The organism is Neisseria sp. (genome assembly GCF_030523955.1).
Classification (GTDB): Bacteria; Pseudomonadota; Gammaproteobacteria; order Burkholderiales; family Neisseriaceae; genus Neisseria.
The window spans coordinates 24,043-39,359 of the sequence record NZ_JAUNHL010000013.1 but is presented as its reverse complement, the minus strand read 5'-3'; the positions used below and the strand labels follow the sequence as shown (position 1 = coordinate 39,359).

At 52.5% G+C, this 15,317-nt stretch carries 15 protein-coding genes and 3 tRNA genes; 10 read left to right on the top strand and 8 right to left on the bottom strand.

Going from position 1 to position 15,317, the window contains the following annotated elements:
• Window positions 1–98: 98 nt before the first annotated feature.
• The gene (gene trpB, locus Q4C79_RS04265; RefSeq protein WP_303089788.1) at window positions 99–1,304 is read right to left on the bottom strand and encodes a tryptophan synthase subunit beta; all 1,206 of its coding nucleotides are present in this window, start codon (window positions 1,302–1,304) and stop codon (window positions 99–101) included.
• A 233-nt stretch (window positions 1,305–1,537) separates the two neighbouring features.
• On the opposite strand from trpB, the gene Q4C79_RS04260 reads away from it, so the two are divergent.
• The 5 genes from Q4C79_RS04260 to Q4C79_RS04240 all read left to right on the top strand — a co-directional run bounded on the left by Q4C79_RS04260 (window position 1,538) and on the right by Q4C79_RS04240 (window position 3,993).
• Entirely contained in the window at window positions 1,538–1,957 is a 420-nt protein-coding gene (locus Q4C79_RS04260) for a diacylglycerol kinase (protein ID WP_303089787.1), read from the top strand.
• A gap of 37 nt (window positions 1,958–1,994) precedes the next feature.
• Window positions 1,995–2,462, top strand: coding sequence for a copper chaperone PCu(A)C (locus Q4C79_RS04255; RefSeq protein ID WP_303089786.1), 468 nt, complete (start codon window positions 1,995–1,997; stop codon window positions 2,460–2,462).
• 231 nt (window positions 2,463–2,693) lie between these two features.
• Window positions 2,694–3,230 (top strand): DUF2062 domain-containing protein, encoded by a 537-nt coding sequence (locus Q4C79_RS04250; protein ID WP_303089785.1) that lies wholly within the window; start codon window positions 2,694–2,696, stop codon window positions 3,228–3,230.
• Entirely contained in the window at window positions 3,223–3,786 is a 564-nt protein-coding gene (locus Q4C79_RS04245; RefSeq protein ID WP_303089784.1) for a type IV secretion protein Rhs, read from the top strand. The genes Q4C79_RS04250 and Q4C79_RS04245 overlap by 8 nt, the downstream gene beginning before the upstream one ends.
• 131 nt (window positions 3,787–3,917) lie before the next feature.
• Window positions 3,918–3,993, top strand: a tRNA-Thr gene (locus tag Q4C79_RS04240).
• A 143-nt stretch (window positions 3,994–4,136) separates the two neighbouring features.
• Here the strand turns inward: Q4C79_RS04240 and Q4C79_RS04235 are convergent.
• From Q4C79_RS04235 to Q4C79_RS04225, 3 genes are all read right to left on the bottom strand, one after another.
• Window positions 4,137–5,660 carry an acetyl-CoA hydrolase/transferase family protein gene (locus Q4C79_RS04235; RefSeq protein ID WP_303089783.1) on the bottom strand — a complete coding sequence of 508 codons (1,524 nt, stop codon included), beginning with the start codon at window positions 5,658–5,660 and terminating at the stop codon, window positions 4,137–4,139.
• Window positions 5,661–5,816: 156 nt separating this feature from the next.
• Window positions 5,817–6,434: a recombination mediator RecR gene (gene recR, locus Q4C79_RS04230; RefSeq protein WP_303089782.1), complete on the bottom strand. Its 618-nt coding sequence runs from the start codon at window positions 6,432–6,434 to the stop codon at window positions 5,817–5,819.
• Window positions 6,435–6,609: 175 nt separating this feature from the next.
• Window positions 6,610–7,260 (bottom strand): HAD family hydrolase, encoded by a 651-nt coding sequence (locus Q4C79_RS04225; RefSeq protein WP_303089781.1) that lies wholly within the window; start codon window positions 7,258–7,260, stop codon window positions 6,610–6,612.
• Window positions 7,261–7,560: 300 nt separating this feature from the next.
• Between Q4C79_RS04225 and yaaA the strand changes: the two genes are divergently transcribed.
• The 4 genes from yaaA (at window position 7,561) to Q4C79_RS04205 (ending at window position 9,282) form a co-directional block, all read left to right on the top strand.
• Complete coding sequence (gene yaaA, locus Q4C79_RS04220) at window positions 7,561–8,334, top strand: peroxide stress protein YaaA (RefSeq protein ID WP_303089780.1); 774 nt, start codon at window positions 7,561–7,563, stop codon at window positions 8,332–8,334.
• A 73-nt stretch (window positions 8,335–8,407) separates the two neighbouring features.
• Window positions 8,408–8,497: transfer RNA gene (locus tag Q4C79_RS04215), tRNA-Ser, on the top strand.
• A 27-nt stretch (window positions 8,498–8,524) separates the two neighbouring features.
• Window positions 8,525–8,614 (top strand) — tRNA-Ser (locus Q4C79_RS04210).
• Between the two features lie 143 nt (window positions 8,615–8,757).
• On the top strand, window positions 8,758–9,282 hold the full coding sequence (locus Q4C79_RS04205) for a C40 family peptidase (RefSeq protein WP_303089779.1): 525 nt from the start codon (window positions 8,758–8,760) through the stop codon (window positions 9,280–9,282).
• A gap of 198 nt (window positions 9,283–9,480) precedes the next feature.
• Here Q4C79_RS04205 and fabB read toward each other — a convergent pair whose 3' ends face one another.
• The 3 genes from fabB to trmA all read right to left on the bottom strand — a co-directional run bounded on the left by fabB (window position 9,481) and on the right by trmA (window position 12,516).
• Window positions 9,481–10,692, bottom strand: coding sequence for a beta-ketoacyl-ACP synthase I (gene fabB / locus Q4C79_RS04200; RefSeq protein ID WP_303089778.1), 1,212 nt, complete (start codon window positions 10,690–10,692; stop codon window positions 9,481–9,483).
• 25 nt (window positions 10,693–10,717) lie between these two features.
• Window positions 10,718–11,245, bottom strand: coding sequence for a 3-hydroxyacyl-[acyl-carrier-protein] dehydratase FabA (gene fabA / locus Q4C79_RS04195; protein WP_303089777.1), 528 nt, complete (start codon window positions 11,243–11,245; stop codon window positions 10,718–10,720).
• Between the two features lie 170 nt (window positions 11,246–11,415).
• Entirely contained in the window at window positions 11,416–12,516 is a 1,101-nt protein-coding gene (gene trmA, locus Q4C79_RS04190) for a tRNA (uridine(54)-C5)-methyltransferase TrmA (RefSeq protein WP_303089776.1), read from the bottom strand.
• Between the two features lie 136 nt (window positions 12,517–12,652).
• On the opposite strand from trmA, the gene ruvB reads away from it, so the two are divergent.
• Window positions 12,653–13,684, top strand: a complete 1,032-nt coding sequence (gene ruvB / locus Q4C79_RS04185; protein ID WP_303089775.1) for a Holliday junction branch migration DNA helicase RuvB — start codon at window positions 12,653–12,655, stop codon at window positions 13,682–13,684.
• Window positions 13,685–13,829: 145 nt separating this feature from the next.
• Here the strand turns inward: ruvB and Q4C79_RS04180 are convergent, their stop codons facing one another.
• Window positions 13,830–15,245, bottom strand: coding sequence for an MFS transporter (locus tag Q4C79_RS04180; RefSeq protein WP_303089774.1), 1,416 nt, complete (start codon window positions 15,243–15,245; stop codon window positions 13,830–13,832).
• Between the last annotated feature and the right edge of the window lie 72 nt (window positions 15,246–15,317).

Here is a 15,317-nt window from a genome sequence, read left to right as displayed (position 1 = left end):
TATATGCCTGTCTGAAAAATTATTTTCAGACAGGCATATCATTCAAAAACCACCCGGTTTTATCACGAGTGGTTTTTCATCATATTCGCCAACGGCGCTTAAATCTCGATTTTGCCCAATACAAAATCAATGTCTTTATCGCCTCGGCCGGATAGATTCACCAGTAGGCGCTTGCCGTTGCCCAGTTCGGCTGCGCGGCGAAGTGCGTAAGCCACGGCGTGCGAGGATTCCAGCGCGGGGATAATGCCTTCTTCGCGCGACAAGGCCATGAAAGCGTCCAAACATTCGGCATCGGTGGCGGTTTCGTAACGTGCGCGGCCGCTGTCTTTCAGGTGGCAGTGCTGCGGGCCGACTCCGGGATAGTCCAGCCCCGAAGCGATGGAATGCACGGCGGCAGGTGTGCCGTCGGCTTCTTGCAGATAGTAGCAGTTGAAGCCCTGAATGTTGCCGAACTTGCCCAAGGTCATGGTTGCGGCGTGGCGGCCGGGTTTGTCCAAGCCTTCGCCGGCGGGTTCCACGCCCACTAGTTCCACGTTTTTATCGTCGATAAAGGCATTAAACAAGCCCAGCGCATTCGAGCCGCCGCCGACGCAGGCAATCACTTCGTCGGGCAGGCCGCCGTAGGCCGTCTGGAACTGCTCGCGCGCTTCGTGGCCGACGATGGATTGGAAATAAGCCACCATTTCGGGATAGGGCGCGGGGCCGACCACCGAGCCGATGGCGAACATGCTGTCGCCCAGCTGCCCCATATACGATTCAAATGCGCTGTCCACCGCTTCTTTCAGCGTGCCCGCGCCCGCCGACACCGGTACGATTTTCGCGCCCAAAATCTTCATGCGCGAAACATTGGGGTGTTCTTTGGCGATATCGACCACGCCCATGTGGATTTCGCATGCCAAACCCAGCAGCGCGGCGGCGGTGGCCAAGGCAACACCGTGCTGGCCGGCGCCGGTTTCGGCAATCACTTTTTTCTTGCCCAGTTTTTTCGCCAGCAGCACTTCGCCGATGCAGTGGTTGATTTTATGCGCGCCGGTGTGATTCAAGTCTTCGCGTTTCAGATAAATCTGCGCGCCGCGCTGCGACAGCGTGCGGGCGTGGTAGATCGGGCTGGGGCGGCCGACATAAGTGGCTTGCAGGCGTTTCATTTCGCTGATGAAATCGGCGTCTTGAATAATGTTGCGAAAGCCGGTTTCGATTTCGGCCAATGCTTTGGCCAATTCGGGGTGGCCGATTTTACCGCCGTGTTTGCCGAAGTTACCCTCGGCATCGGGTAAAACGAGCGTATTTAATTGTTCTTGCACCATGTTGTATCTCTTTTGTAAACAGAATGAACGAAACCGTTATTTTTTCAGACAGGCATTCAAATAACAAGTAATTTCTGGTTTGCTGACGATAGCGCTTGCTTTAGATAAGGGAAGTGTTTAGCATTCAGCCGATTGTTGGTAGTGTATGGACTGCCGCTTGCTATCTTGTGAAAAATAATTCTTTTGCTAGGTGCTGCTGTTTTGAAATCGTTTTTTAAGGACGGAATGACAATATGAATGATAATCGTGAGGATAGGGAGCTGTCGTATGCCGAACAGATTAAGGGAAAAACCGGCTTGCAGCGCATCATTAATGCTTGCGGTTATTCTATCGATGGTTTCAAAGCGGCGATGACCGAGCAGGGTTTCCGCCAATTGGTTTATCTCAACAGTGTGTTGCTGGTTTTGTGTTTCGTGTTTCCATTCGGGCCGGCTACCCGCATGATGTTGATTATGGCCTCGTTTATTACCTTGATAGTCGAGTTGTTTAATACTGGGGTGGAGGCGGCGGTAGATCATACTTCGTTGGAAAAACATATATTGGCCAAAAGAGCCAAAGATGTTTGCTCTGCTGCGCAAACCGTGGCTTTGATGCTGTTGGCGATATTGTGGTTGATGGCGTTGTGGCGCGAATACGGATTGAATGTTTTTTAACTTATCAGGCTGTATACCGACAGCAAGGAATCCTATCATGAAAAAAATATTGTGGACTTTACTGGCATTGGGCATGACGCAGAATGTATTGGCGGCCGAGATGATGGTTGAACAACCGTGGGCGCGGCCAACTTTGCAGGGCATGAGTATGGGCGGTGCTTTTATGCTGTTGAAAAATGAAAGTGCTCAAAACGATATACTCATCGGCGGTGCAAGCCCGGTTGCCGATAAAGTCGAAATCCATACCCATGTGCGCGAAGGCGATGTGATGAAAATGCGTGAAGTTAAAGGCGGTATTCCGCTGTCGGCCGGGCAATTGGTGAAGTTGGAACCCGGTGCTTACCACGTGATGCTGATGGGATTGAAAAAACCGCTCAATGCCGGCGACCGTTTCCCGCTGACCTTGAAATTCAAACATGCCAAACCGAAAACGGTGCAGGTAAAAGTAGAAAGTATGCAGGGTAGCGGATTACAACAGGGTGCTCATGATATGAAGCATCATTAAATTATTCCAGTCATTATATAGATGAGATGATTGCCATAACCATTGCCTGTCTGAAAGACGATTAGCGTTCCCGTTTTGTCTTTCAGACAGGCATTCAGCATATCCCGGGTAAGAACCCATATGCAGACAGGATCGGGACATTTCATTATATTTACACCTCTTCTACTTGTATTTGCTTGTCGGCAATACTATCTTCCCCTTTCCCGATGCCTGAGATTTTTGTAAAACCCCATGAACCGAAAACGCATTTCCTTTCGCAACAAACTTCCTAAACAAGAGCAGATTTTTGCATCACGCTGGACCAAACCGTTGGCACCTTGGTTTGATCGGCCTTATTTTTGGACGGTGAACCGCCGGCAAGCAGCCTTATCGGTGGCGGTAGGAATGTTTTGCGGTTTGATGCCCGGGCCCACGCAAATGCTCAGCGCCTTACTGGTTGCCTATTTTTTGCGAACCAATTTGCCGATAGCCATTTTTTCCACACTTTATACCAACCCGATAACCTATATGCCGCTTTACTATCTGGCTTATCGAATCGGTGCAGCGCTGATGGGCATCGATGCTGCTGCCACACTAAGCTTGCCGGAGTGGCAAGGCGAAGGATTTCTCAGCCGTGCTTGGGAATGGTTGTTGGGTGCCGGAAAGCCATTGCTCATCGGCGTACCGATATTGGGCTTGGTGTTGGCAGTGATTGCGTATTTTGCCGTGTTGTGGATTTGGCGTGCCTATACCGTTTTTTCTTGGAACAGGCGCAAGCAGAATGGCTAAGCATTGGCGGCGGCTTACCGATAAAGAAATCGCTTGTGCCCGGCAGATATTCGGTGAAAGCATAGATTATCAAAAGGTAAAAATCTACCGTGGCATTCCCTGGCTGCCGAGCCTGAAAGTGGCCGTTGCGCCCAACGGCAATATTTATTTTCCCCGTGATTTATGTCCGGCAGATTTTACTGAGGCAGAACCGCACTTTCAGGTGTGGCTGATACACGAGCTTACCCACGTTTGGCAATCGCAACAAGGATTCCGAACCTGGCTCGGCGGCTTGCTGCTGGCCTTGCGCGGAGGCTACTACCGCAAACGCTGTTATGATTACCCTCAAGCGGCAGAGGGTGGTTTGCCTGAATTTTCCGACTTGAATATGGAACAACAGGCCGAAGTATTGGCACATTATTTTGCCGGCCAGTGTTTAAATTGGCATCATTACCACTGTCGGTTGAACCATTACGAGGCCTGTCTGAAAGAGTTTTTGCAACAACCGGAAAATACAACCTTGCTGCCTTCTTATTGGAGCGCTGGAAAGACGAATATAGATAAAAAAGATAAATAATAGCAAAGCATCCGGCCATTATTTTCGATAAAAATATAATGTAAATCCAAACAATTATTTTAAAATTGTCCGAAAGCTCCGTTAGAGAGGTTGACACTTTCCACCAAGCGTTTATAATTCCGACTTCTTTAGCCGGTATAGCTCAGTTGGTAGAGCAGCTGACTTGTAATCAGAAGGTCCCGAGTTCGACTCTTGGTGCCGGCACCAAATTTAAAATCAGCCCAATCAAAAGATTGGGCTGATTTTTCATTTAAATATCTGCAAGATATTTTTCAGACAGGCATTATCCATAAAAAACCTCCGCGCAATCGGCGGAGGTTTCTATTTGATGATTCAAATTCAAATAGCGTTTACTTGATACGCATATCCCCGGTTTCTACAAAGCGTTGGTGCCATGAAAGCGCTTCGCTCAGAATGTGCGGAGTATGCAGGCCGCCGGCTTTTTCGGCGCGGTTAAAATAATCGTTCAACTGGTCGCGGTAATCCGGATGGGCGCAGTTGTTAATGATAAGTTTCGCACGTTGACGCGGTGATTTGCCGCGCAAATCGGCCATGCCTTGCTCGGTTACGATGAACATCACATCGTGCTCGGTGTGGTCGTGGTGTGAAACCATTGGCACGATGCAGGAAATCGCGCCGTCTTTGGCTACCGAGGGCGATACAAAGAACGAGAAGAAGGCGTTACGGGTGAAGTCGCCGGAGCCTCCGATACCGTTCATCATTTTGGTGCCCATCACGTGGGTGGAGTTTACGTTGCCGTAGATATCGGCTTCGATCATGGCGTTCATGCCGATAACACCCAAGCGGCGGATAAGTTCGGGGTTGTTGGTGTATTCCATCGGGCGCAAGATGATTTTATCGCGCAGAAACTCGATGTTGTCGTTGAAGCGTTGCAGCGCGTCGGGGCTGAACGAGAGTGCGGTGGCGGAGGCCGATTTCATTTTGCCGGCAATAATCAGATCGAGCATGCCGTCTTGCAGCACTTCGGTGTAGCCGGTGAGATCGTCGAACGGCGCGTCCAACAGGCCGGCCAATACGGCGTTGGCTACGTTGCCCACGCCCGATTGCAGCGGCAGCAGATTTTTCGGCAGGCGGCCGGCTTTCACTTCATGCGAGAAGAAGTCGATGATTTGCGCGGCGATGCGTTTGGAGTTGTCGTCGGGGTCGGCGAACTTGCTGTTGCGGTCGCCGCTGTTGGTGAGTACTACGCCAACGATCTTGTCTAAATCACATTCGAGATAGGGTGATCCGATACGGTCGAACGGGCCGGTGAGCGGAATGGGCTGGCGGTGCGGCGGTACGCCGATGTCGTATACAACGTCGTGCATGCCTTCCAGTTTTTCATTTTGCGCGGCATTTACTTCGATGATGACTTTTTTAGCTGCTTTCAGCGCTTCGTTACCATGGCCGATGCCCATGGCAGGGATGATTTTACCGTCGGCGGTGATGCCGGAGGCTTCGACGATGGCGATATCGAAGTTGCCGTAGAAACCTTGGCGCATTTGTTGCTCAACGTGCGACAAATGCATATCTTGGTAGGCGATGTTGCCGGCGTTAATGCTGTTGCGGATGCCGGGATCGGATTGGAAGGGATTGCGGAAGCTGACACAATTGGCGGCTGCCAGAACGCCGTCGCATTCGGGGGCGGTAGAAGCGCCGGTGATCATACCGATGGCGAACGCTTCGCCGCGCGCGTGTGCGGCTTTGGCACGCTCGGCAATGGCGGTGGGCAGGGCTTTGGGATAGCCGGCACCGGTAAAGCCTGTGATGGCAAGGGTCATGCCGTTTTGTACAAATTCGGCTGCTTGTTCGGCAGACATGATTTTGGCGCGCAGGCCTTCGTGTTTGATGCGTTCAGCTGCGTTGGCAGTCATAAAGAATTCTCCTCTAAACTAGTGTTTTCCGCTGGAAATCGAAATCGGTGCTTACGCCTTGTAATCAGGTGTAACGAATCGGCTTAAATATAGCTTATAAGCCGGGGATCTGTAAAGATTGCGGCGGGATGATTTTTGCTTTCAGACAGGCATCGTTCAATTGCTGCTGTCTTTTAATTGCCGACGCTCGTATACCGCTTGGGCGAGAGTGCCGGCGTCTATGTATTCGAGCTCGCTGTTGAGCGGCATGCCGCGCGAGAGGCGGCTGACTTTATAAGGCAGTTTGGCGAACAATTCCGAGAGGATATAGGCGGTGGCGTCGCCCTCGGCGGTGAAGTTGGTGGCAATGATGATTTCTTCGACTTCGCTCTCTTGCAGTCTCTTTATCAGTTTATCCAATGCAATGTGGTTTAAATCCATGCCTTGCGCCGGGCTGACTTGACCCATCAAGACGAAATACAGGCCGTCGTGGCAATGGGCGGCTTCCATGCTGGCGACATCAGCCGGCATGTGGACAATCATCAAGCGGTGCGGGTCGCGTTGTCCGTCGGCGCAAATCGCGCACAATTCGTGCTCACTGAAGGTGTTGCAGCGTTTGCAGTGGCCCACTTGTTTGAGGGCGTTTTGCAGTGCTTCGACCAAAACGGCGGCTCCGTCGCGGTCGTGTTGCAACAACTGGTAGGCCATGCGTTGGGCGGATTTGGGGCCGACGTTGGGTAGGATGCAGAGTGCTTTAATCAGGCGGGAAAAGGCATCGGGGGTAGTTTTGCTCATGAGGCGGCTTTGCGGTTTTATGGTGACTGAAATTCAGAATAGTACAGCATTGCCTCGCCTTATCTCAAAGAGAACGATTTTGTCAGCCGCTAAAGCGGCAACAAAATCGGTTGCGTGCTATCTGTACTGTCTTTGGCTCGGCGTTTTGTCTTATTCTGAATTTAAGTTGCTATATTTATAAGCGTGTTAATAAGTCGAGCGGGGTGTCGATGGCATAATCCTGTAACCATTGTTCGGGGGCATCGGTATCGGCGATATAGCCCCAGTTGGCCAAAACGGCGGTCATGCCGGCATTTTTGGCAGCCAGCATGTCGCGCTCGGCATCGCCGACGTAGAGACAGTTTTCGGGAGCGACACCGATTGCTTGGCAGGCGTACAACATGGGCAGGGTGCTGGGCTTGGCTTCGCGGCACGTGTCGCCGGAAACGACGGTGGCCGGCGGTATGGCAAAACCGAGTTTCGGTACCAGCCTGTCGGTAAAGGTTTTCGGTTTGTTGGTGATGATGCCCCATTGCAGGCCGCGTTCGTTAAGAGTGAGAATCAGTGGGTTGATGCCGTCGAACAATACAGTGTCGCAATCGAAACAGCGTTCGTATTCGGCAAGATATTCTTGGCGCCAGCGATTGTGTTCGGGATGATCCTTGGTGATGCCGGCGCCCAATAAAATCAGGCCGGAAGCGCCGTGGCTGGCCACCGGCCGGATTTCCTCCATTGCTTTGGGCGCTAAGCCGTGGCGCGCCAGCAAGGCGTTGAGGGCGCCGCCCAGATCGAGAGCGGTGTCGGCAAGCGTGCCGTCGAGATCGAATAATACGGCTTGAAGAGTCATTGGGAGCTTTCTTGGTTTGATGCATAATGTTTCAGACAGGCATGGGGTTTGAATAGGCCTGTCTGAAAAGAAAATGAAATAGATAAACGAACATGATTTTAGCAGACTTTCAGTGTGTTGCGAGGGGATAGCGAAGGTTTATCGGGCGGATGCGGAATGTTTAAATGCCTGTCTGAATGCCGTGTATTACTTGTCAAGCAGAATGCCGGAGGCTAAAGTATCGACCTGAACTTGATGGCCTTGCCGGTGGTGATATGCCTGTCTGAAAAAGCCTAATTTAAATATTTAAAAGAGAATGTCATGTTATTTGTGATTTCCCCTGCCAAAAACCTCAATGAACAACCTGTTAATCAGCCGGCTGCCTACAGCCAGCCGGATTTGTTGGACGATGCGGCTTTGCTGATGAAAGAGCTGCGTCGTTTGGCGCCGCAGGATATCGCGAAATTGATGCATGTTTCCGATAAGATTGCTTTGTTGAATGCCGAACGTAACGCGGCTTGGCAAACTCCGTTTACCCCTGAAAATGCCAAACCGGCGGTCTATCTGTTTAACGGCGATGTGTACGAAGGGCTGGCCGCTGAAAGCCTAAGCTCGCAGAGTATCGACTATCTGCAAACACATTTGCGCATTTTATCGGGGCTGTACGGCTTGTTGCGCCCGCTGGATTTAATCCAGCCGTATCGTTTGGAAATGGGTACCGCGCTGGCCAATCCGCGCGGTAAAAACCTTTATGAATTTTGGGGCGACATCATCGCCGAAGCGCTCAACCACGCTTTGGCAAAACAAAACACCGATACCTTGGTGAACCTCGCTTCGCAGGAATATTTCAAATCGGTATCCGGCAAGTTGCGGGCACGTCTGATTACGCCGGTGTTTAAAGACGAGAAGAACGGCCAATACAAAGTGATCAGTTTCTATGCCAAACGCGCGCGTGGCTTGATGGTACGCTATGCCGCCGAGCACCGGATTCAAGAGCCGGATGCTTTGAAAGATTTTGATTCGGAAGGCTATGTGTACAACGAAGCCGCTTCCAATGAAAAAGAATGGGTATTTTTGCGTGCCGAGCAAAAATAAAGTGCACAATATTTCACGGCAAAGCACTTGGCAAACGGTGTGAAACAGGCTAATATACGCGCTTTCAAGAAACGGAAGCGTGGCAGAGCGGTTTAATGCAACGGTCTTGAAAACCGTCGAGGGTTTGCGCCCTCCGTGAGTTCGAATCTCACCGCTTCCGCCAAATCTTGAAACAATTTGAATTGCATTAGGAAGCGTGGCAGAGCGGTTTAATGCAACGGTCTTGAAAACCGTCGAGGGTTTGCGCCCTCCGTGAGTTCGAATCTCACCGCTTCCGCCAAATATCAGAAAACAGCCTGTTCGATGCCGACAGGCTGTTTTTTTGTGTGCGCAAATGATGATATTATCGGGAAATCAGGTAATAACGGTATTTTCCGCTATAATTGTTCGGCTGTGAGTTTGGCCGCATAAATGGAGAAGATCATGCAGATAAACGCGTGTTGGAAAGCAGGTTTGCTATCGCTGGCGATGTTGGGCTTGGCCGCTTGCGGCACCATTTCCGGCAAAAGGCCGTCGGGTAGTGTTGCGACTCACAAGATCAAACCGGTGCGGATTAATCCGGCGATGCAGGCCGACGGCGGGCGGGAGCTGATTATGCAGAGCATGGATTTGGTCGGTACACCTTATCGTTGGGGCGGTACTACCGATGCGGGCTTCGATTGCAGCGGCATGATTCAGTATCTTTATAAAAACGCATTGGGCGTAAACCTGCCGCGTACTTCACGCGATATGGCGGCTGCATCGAAGGGCATCAGCAAAAGTCATCTGAAAGCGGGTGATTTGGTGTTTTTCAATACTTCCGGCCGCGGTATTTCGCATGTGGGGCTGTATATCGGTAACGACCAGTTTATTCATGCACCCTCGTCGGGTAAGACGATACAGACAGAAAAACTCAGTAAGCCTTATTATGCCAGCCGTTTTGTGAAGGCGGGTACGTATTTTTATTGAGTATAGTGAATTCAATTAATTTACATTAGGCGTTGCTACGCCTTGTCGTACTATTTGTACTGTCTGCGGCTTGCTGCCTTGTACTGTAAATTAATTGAATTCACTATATTTTTTGAAAGGTGCTTAAACGGCAAATGCCTGTCTGAAAAAAACAAAACCCGATCATGTGACCGGGTTTTGTTTTTTTCAGACAGGCATTTATACGCGGCTGAAGATTAGAGTGGCGTTGGTGCCGCCGAAACCGAAGCTGTTGGACATCACAGCATTGAGTTTCTTTTCCTGATTCTCAAGCGGAATCGGCACGCCGGAGGCGGCTTCATCAAGGTTTTGAATGTTGGCACTACCGCAGATAAAGTCGTTCTGCATCATCAGAATCGAATAAATCGCTTCATTGGAGCCTGCCGCACCTAGCGCATGGCCGGAGAGCGATTTGGTGGAGCTTACCGGCGGTACTTCCTGGCCGGCAAATACCGTGCGGATGGCATCCAACTCTTTGGTGTCGCCGACCGGAGTGGACGTGCCGTGGGCATTGATGTAATCCACTTTGCCGCCGTGTTGGGCCAGTGCCATCTGCATGCAGCGTACTGCGCCTTCGCCGGAAGGGGCGACCATGTCGTGGCCGTCGGACGTGGCGCCGTAGCCGGTGAGCTCGCACAGAATGGTGGCGCCGCGTGCTTTGGCGTGCTCGTATTCTTCCAGTACCAGCATGCTGCCGCCGCCGGAAATCACGAAACCGTCGCGGTTGGCATCGTAAGCGCGGCTGGCGGTTTCGGGGGCATCATTGTATTTGCTTGACATGGCGCCCATGGCGTCAAACAAAGAACTCATCTGCCAGCAAACTTCTTCGCCGCCGCCGGCAAACACGATGTCTTGTTTGCCCAATTGGATCAGCTCGGAGGCGTGGCCGATGCAGTGTGCACTGGTGGAGCAGGCGGAGCTGATGGAATAGTTCACGCCTTTGACTTTGAAAAAGGTCGCCAAACAAGCGGCTACGGTGGAAGCCATGGTTTTGGTGACGGCATAAGGGCCGATGCGTTTTACACCGCTTTCGCGTAAGGTGTCGGCGGCTTCGACTTGTGCCGATGAGGAGGCGCCGCCGCTGCCGGCGACAATGCCGGTACGCGGGTTGGAAACCTGTTCTTCAGACAGGCCCGCCATTTCAATGGCTTCTTTCAGAGCGATATAGGCGTAAGCTGCGGCGTTGCCCATAAAGCGGAAGACTTTGCGGTCGATATATTCTTTCGGATCCAGTTTGATGGTACCGGCCACTTGTGAGCGCATGCCCATTTCCTGATACACCGGTTCGAATTCGATGCCGGATTTCAAGGTTTTGAGGGAGTCCAGAACTTCGCGGCAATTGTTGCCCAGGCTCGATACGATACCGATGCCGGTAACGACTACTCGTTTCATAATACTTACTCTCCTGCGGTGAGGATTAGAAATCGTCTGTACTGGTAAAGAGGCCGACGCGCAGGCCGTTTCCTTCGTAAATCCGGCGGCCGTCCACGCTCATTTCGGCATCGGCGATACCCAGCACCAGTTTGCTGTTCATGACGCGTTTCATGTGGATATGGTAGGTGATTTTTTTATGTTTGGGCAGCACTTGGCCGGTAAATTTCACTTCGGCGCAACCGAGTGCGCGGCCGCGGCCGGGTGCACCGGTCCAGCCCAGATAGAAACCCACCAGCTGCCACATGGCATCCAAGCCCAAGCAGCCGGGCATCACGGGGTCGCCTTCGAAGTGGCAGCCGAAAAACCATAAATCGGGGTTGATATCCAATTCCGCAATGATTTCGCCTTTACCGTATTTGCCACCGTCGGTGTTGATGGTAACGATGCGGTCGACCATCAACATATTGGGCAGCGGCAATTGGGCATTGCCCTCGCCGAACATCTCGCCGTGGGCGCATTGGAGCAATTCTTCTTTAGTGTAACTGCTTTGCGGAATGTGCTGGGAAGTCATGGGTGTCCTTAAATATCCAAAAAAGTAACCGAAGTTGTCGGCAAATTTATTAGAGGCTATGCTCTAACCGGTTGATTTTAATGGGGTGCCTGCTTTTGCGTCAAGCCGCACGGCTTGGTTTTGCCGGACTTTACTCAAATGCCTGTCTGAAGCTTTTGATTTGGCCGGATTTATGCTGATGTATTCCTCTTGCGCAATAAAACCCCGCTTTCGATATGGTGGGTAAACGGGAATTGGTCAAATAGGGCGAAGCGTTCGATGCGGTGGCTGTTTGCGAGGATTTCCAAATTGCTGCGCAGTGTATCGGGGTTGCAGGAAATATAGAGGATGTTGTCGAAGCAGGCCAATAATTGCAAGGTGTCACCGTCTACTCCGGCGCGCGGCGGATCGACGAATACGGTAGAAAAATCATAGCTATCCAGTTGAATGCCACTCTCTTGCAGACGGCGGAATTCGCGTATGCCTTGATAGGCTTGGGTGAATTCTTCGGCGCTCAGGCGGGCGATGGCGATGTTGTCGCAATGGTTGGCTTCGATATTCCACAAGGCTGCGGCAACGGAGGTTTTCGAAACTTCGGTAGCCAATACGCGCTTGAAATGCTGCGATAGTGGCAGGGTGAAATTGCCGTTGCCGCAATAAAGTTCCAGCATGTCGCCGCCCAAACCTTGCGCACTTTGGCAGGCCCATTCGAGCATGGATTGGCAGACGGCGGCATTGGGCTGGGTGAAGCTGCCTTCTGTTTGGCGGTAGAGGTAGTGGCGGCCGGCTACGTTCAGCTCTTCGGTAACAAAATCCTGTGATAATACGATTTTCTGGCCCCTGCTGCGGCCGATAATGAAGATGCCCAATTTTTGTTGGAGTTGGCGGGCAGCGGTTTGCCATTCGTCGTCCAGTTTTTTGTGGTAAATCATGCTTACCAACACTTCGCCGCTTTGGGTGCTTAAAAATTCACATTGGTACCAGCGGTTTTTCAATACCGGTATCTCAGCAGCCGACTGCAATAGGGCGGGCATCAGGCGGTTGATGGCTTGGCTGGCAGCGGGGAAGTCGTATAGTTTGATTAAGGATGCACCGCCGGCTTTGCGGCCGGGCTCGAACATGGCATAGCTGATGTGCTCGCCTTCGTGCCAGATACGGAATTCCGCGCGCATGCGGTAATGGCTGGGCGGAGAAGGAAAAATTTCCAATTCGGGCGTGTGCAGACCGCTAAACAGGTTTTGCAGATAAGCGGCTTTGTCGGAGAGCTGTTGCGAGTAGTCGGGTGTGGACATGGCGGGGAATGTAGATGAACGGTTTGTTATTATAGACAATCGGGGCGGTTTGCAAAAGCCGTAACTTTCAGACAGGCCTGCCGGTTTCGGGTATCATAGCGCACTATTAATCGTTGTTTTAATCTTTAATGAAATTATGCTGCAAACCGATAATCTTACCGGCAGCCGCGCCGAGCGCGTGATTACCGCGAAAACCTTATCCGCTCAAGAAGAACAGCTTGAGCGTGCGCTGCGGCCCAAGGCCTTGGCCGACTATATCGGCCAAGCCAAGGCCAAGGAGCAGCTGGAAATTTTTATCCAAGCGGCCAAACAGCGCGGCGAGGCATTGGACCATACCTTATTGTTCGGCCCGCCCGGTTTGGGCAAAACCACACTGGCGCATATTATTGCCAAAGAATTGGGCGTGAACCTGAGGCAGACTTCCGGCCCGGTGCTGGAGCGTGCCGGCGATCTGGCGGCGCTGCTCACCAATCTGGAGCCGCACGATGTGCTGTTTATCGATGAAATCCACCGCTTAAGCCCGGTAGTGGAAGAGATTCTGTATCCGGCGCTGGAAGACTACCAGCTTGATATCATGATAGGCGAGGGGCCGGCCGCCCGTTCGGTGAAAATCGATCTGCCGCCGTTTACCTTGATCGGCGCCACCACCCGCGCCGGCATGCTCACCAATCCGCTGCGCGACCGTTTCGGCATTGTTTCGCGGCTGGAGTTTTACAATCATCAGGATTTGGCGGTGATCGTCGGCCGTTCCGCCGCTTTACTGCAACTGGATATCGACGACACCGGCGCAATGGAAATCGCCCGCCGCAGCCGGGGCACGCCGCGTATCGCCAACCGCTTGTTGCGCCGCGTGCGCGATTATGCAGAAGTGAAAAGCAGCGGCAAAATCAGCGCGGCCACTGCCGATGCGGCTTTGGGTATGCTGGATGTGGACGCCGAAGGCTTGGATGTGATGGACAGGAAATTTCTCGAAGCCATTTTGCATAAATTTAGCGGCGGCCCGGTCGGGCTGGAAAACGTGGCGGCGGCCATCGGCGAGAGCACCGATACCATTGAGGATGTGATCGAGCCTTATTTAATCCAGCAGGGCTTCTTGCAGCGTACCCCGCGCGGCCGGATGGCAACCGAGCGCAGTTATCTGCATTTTGGTTTGAAGTTTGAAAAATAAGCGGCAGAAAAAGTGATGCCTATTAAGACCGGGTATAACGGATGCGTTATTAAGTAATTGATTACATTAGACAATGCCTGTCTGAAAAATATCTTTTCAGACAGGCATTTTTGTTTTCAAGTTGGAAGCGGGCGTACCGTTATGTCTATGCTTTTTTAGCGACCAAGCTGCTGCCGTCATGCGGGTGTAATCGGGTAAACACCCAGCTGGAGCAGAAGGTAATCGCGCCGATAATCAGAAAAGTTTGATCGAAGGCATCGGCAAGTTGGCTTGAATGCGTGTGCGCGCTGCCGCTGAACCAGTTGAGCAGCAGGGCGCCCAGTGCGATGCCTACGCTGATGGAAAGTTGCTGGTTCACGGCCATCAGGCTGGTGCCGCTGCCTGCCTGATAAGGCCGCAGGTCGGAAATGGTTAATGTGTTCATCGAAGAATATTGCAGTGAATTGCAGATGCCCATGGCAAACAATAAAGGTATCAACAGCCACAGCGGCGTTTCGGCGTCGGGGAGGGCGAGCGACATAATCATCAGGCCGATCAGGCGGGTGTTCCAGATCAATACATGGCGGTAGCCGAAGCGGGTAATCAGTGGTTTGACCATCGGTTTGGTTAACAAGGCACCCAAAGCGATCGGTGCCAATACCCAGCCGACCAAGCTGGCGCTGCGGCCGAAAGCCACTTGCAACAGCAGCGGCAGCAAAAACGGTACCGAGGCCATCCCCAAGCGGCTGATCATATTGCCAAGCACACCGAGGCGGAAGGTGCGTACTTTCAGTAAGTCGGGTGTATAAAGCGCCTGCGGATCGGCGATGGCGTGCCGACGGTAAAACATCAGCGCCAGTATGCCGAAAACGGCGCACAACCCGGCGAACAGCCAAGCGCCGGGGTGGTTGAGCATTTCCACTGCCAGGCTCAAACTCACCGCGCCGCTGCTGAACATCAGAAAACCGAGTGCGTCGAAATGCGGGCGTTCGCCGCCGGGCGCATGAAAATCCGGCATCAGCCGCGGCGTTAGGGCGATACCGAGCAGGCCGATCGGCACGTTAATCAGGAAAATCCAGTGCCAGCTGGCGTATTCCACCAGATAGCCGCCGACCAAAGGTCCCATTACCGGCCCCAGCAGCGCGGGCATGATAATGAAGTTCATCATGCCGAGCAGACGGGTTTTATCATAGGCACGCATCACTACCAGCCGCGGCACCGGCATCAGCATCGCGCCGCCCATGCCCTGCAAAACGCGGGCGAACACCAGCAGCGGCAGGTTGGGCGAAGCGGCCGCCAGCGCAGAGCCGCCGACAAACAACGACATGGCGATGGTGAATACTTTCCGGGTGCCGTAACGGTCGCACAGATAGCCGCTCATCGGCGTGAGCAGAGCCAGCGTGAGGGTATAGGAAACCACTGCCGACTGCATATTGAGCGGCGATTCGTTCAAATCCAACGCCATTTTCGGCAGAGCGGTGTTGAGGATGGTGGCATCCAGCATCTGCATAAAAATAGAGAGTGCCAGCAGAATCGGCAGCCAGCGCGAGGGCGGAGGGGCAGTGGGAATGGGCGGATTCATGATGCGTGTTTTGGATGGGTTGGGCGGATTGAGGTTTGTTTTTTAGTTTTCAGACAGGCATTTTGTTTGCCT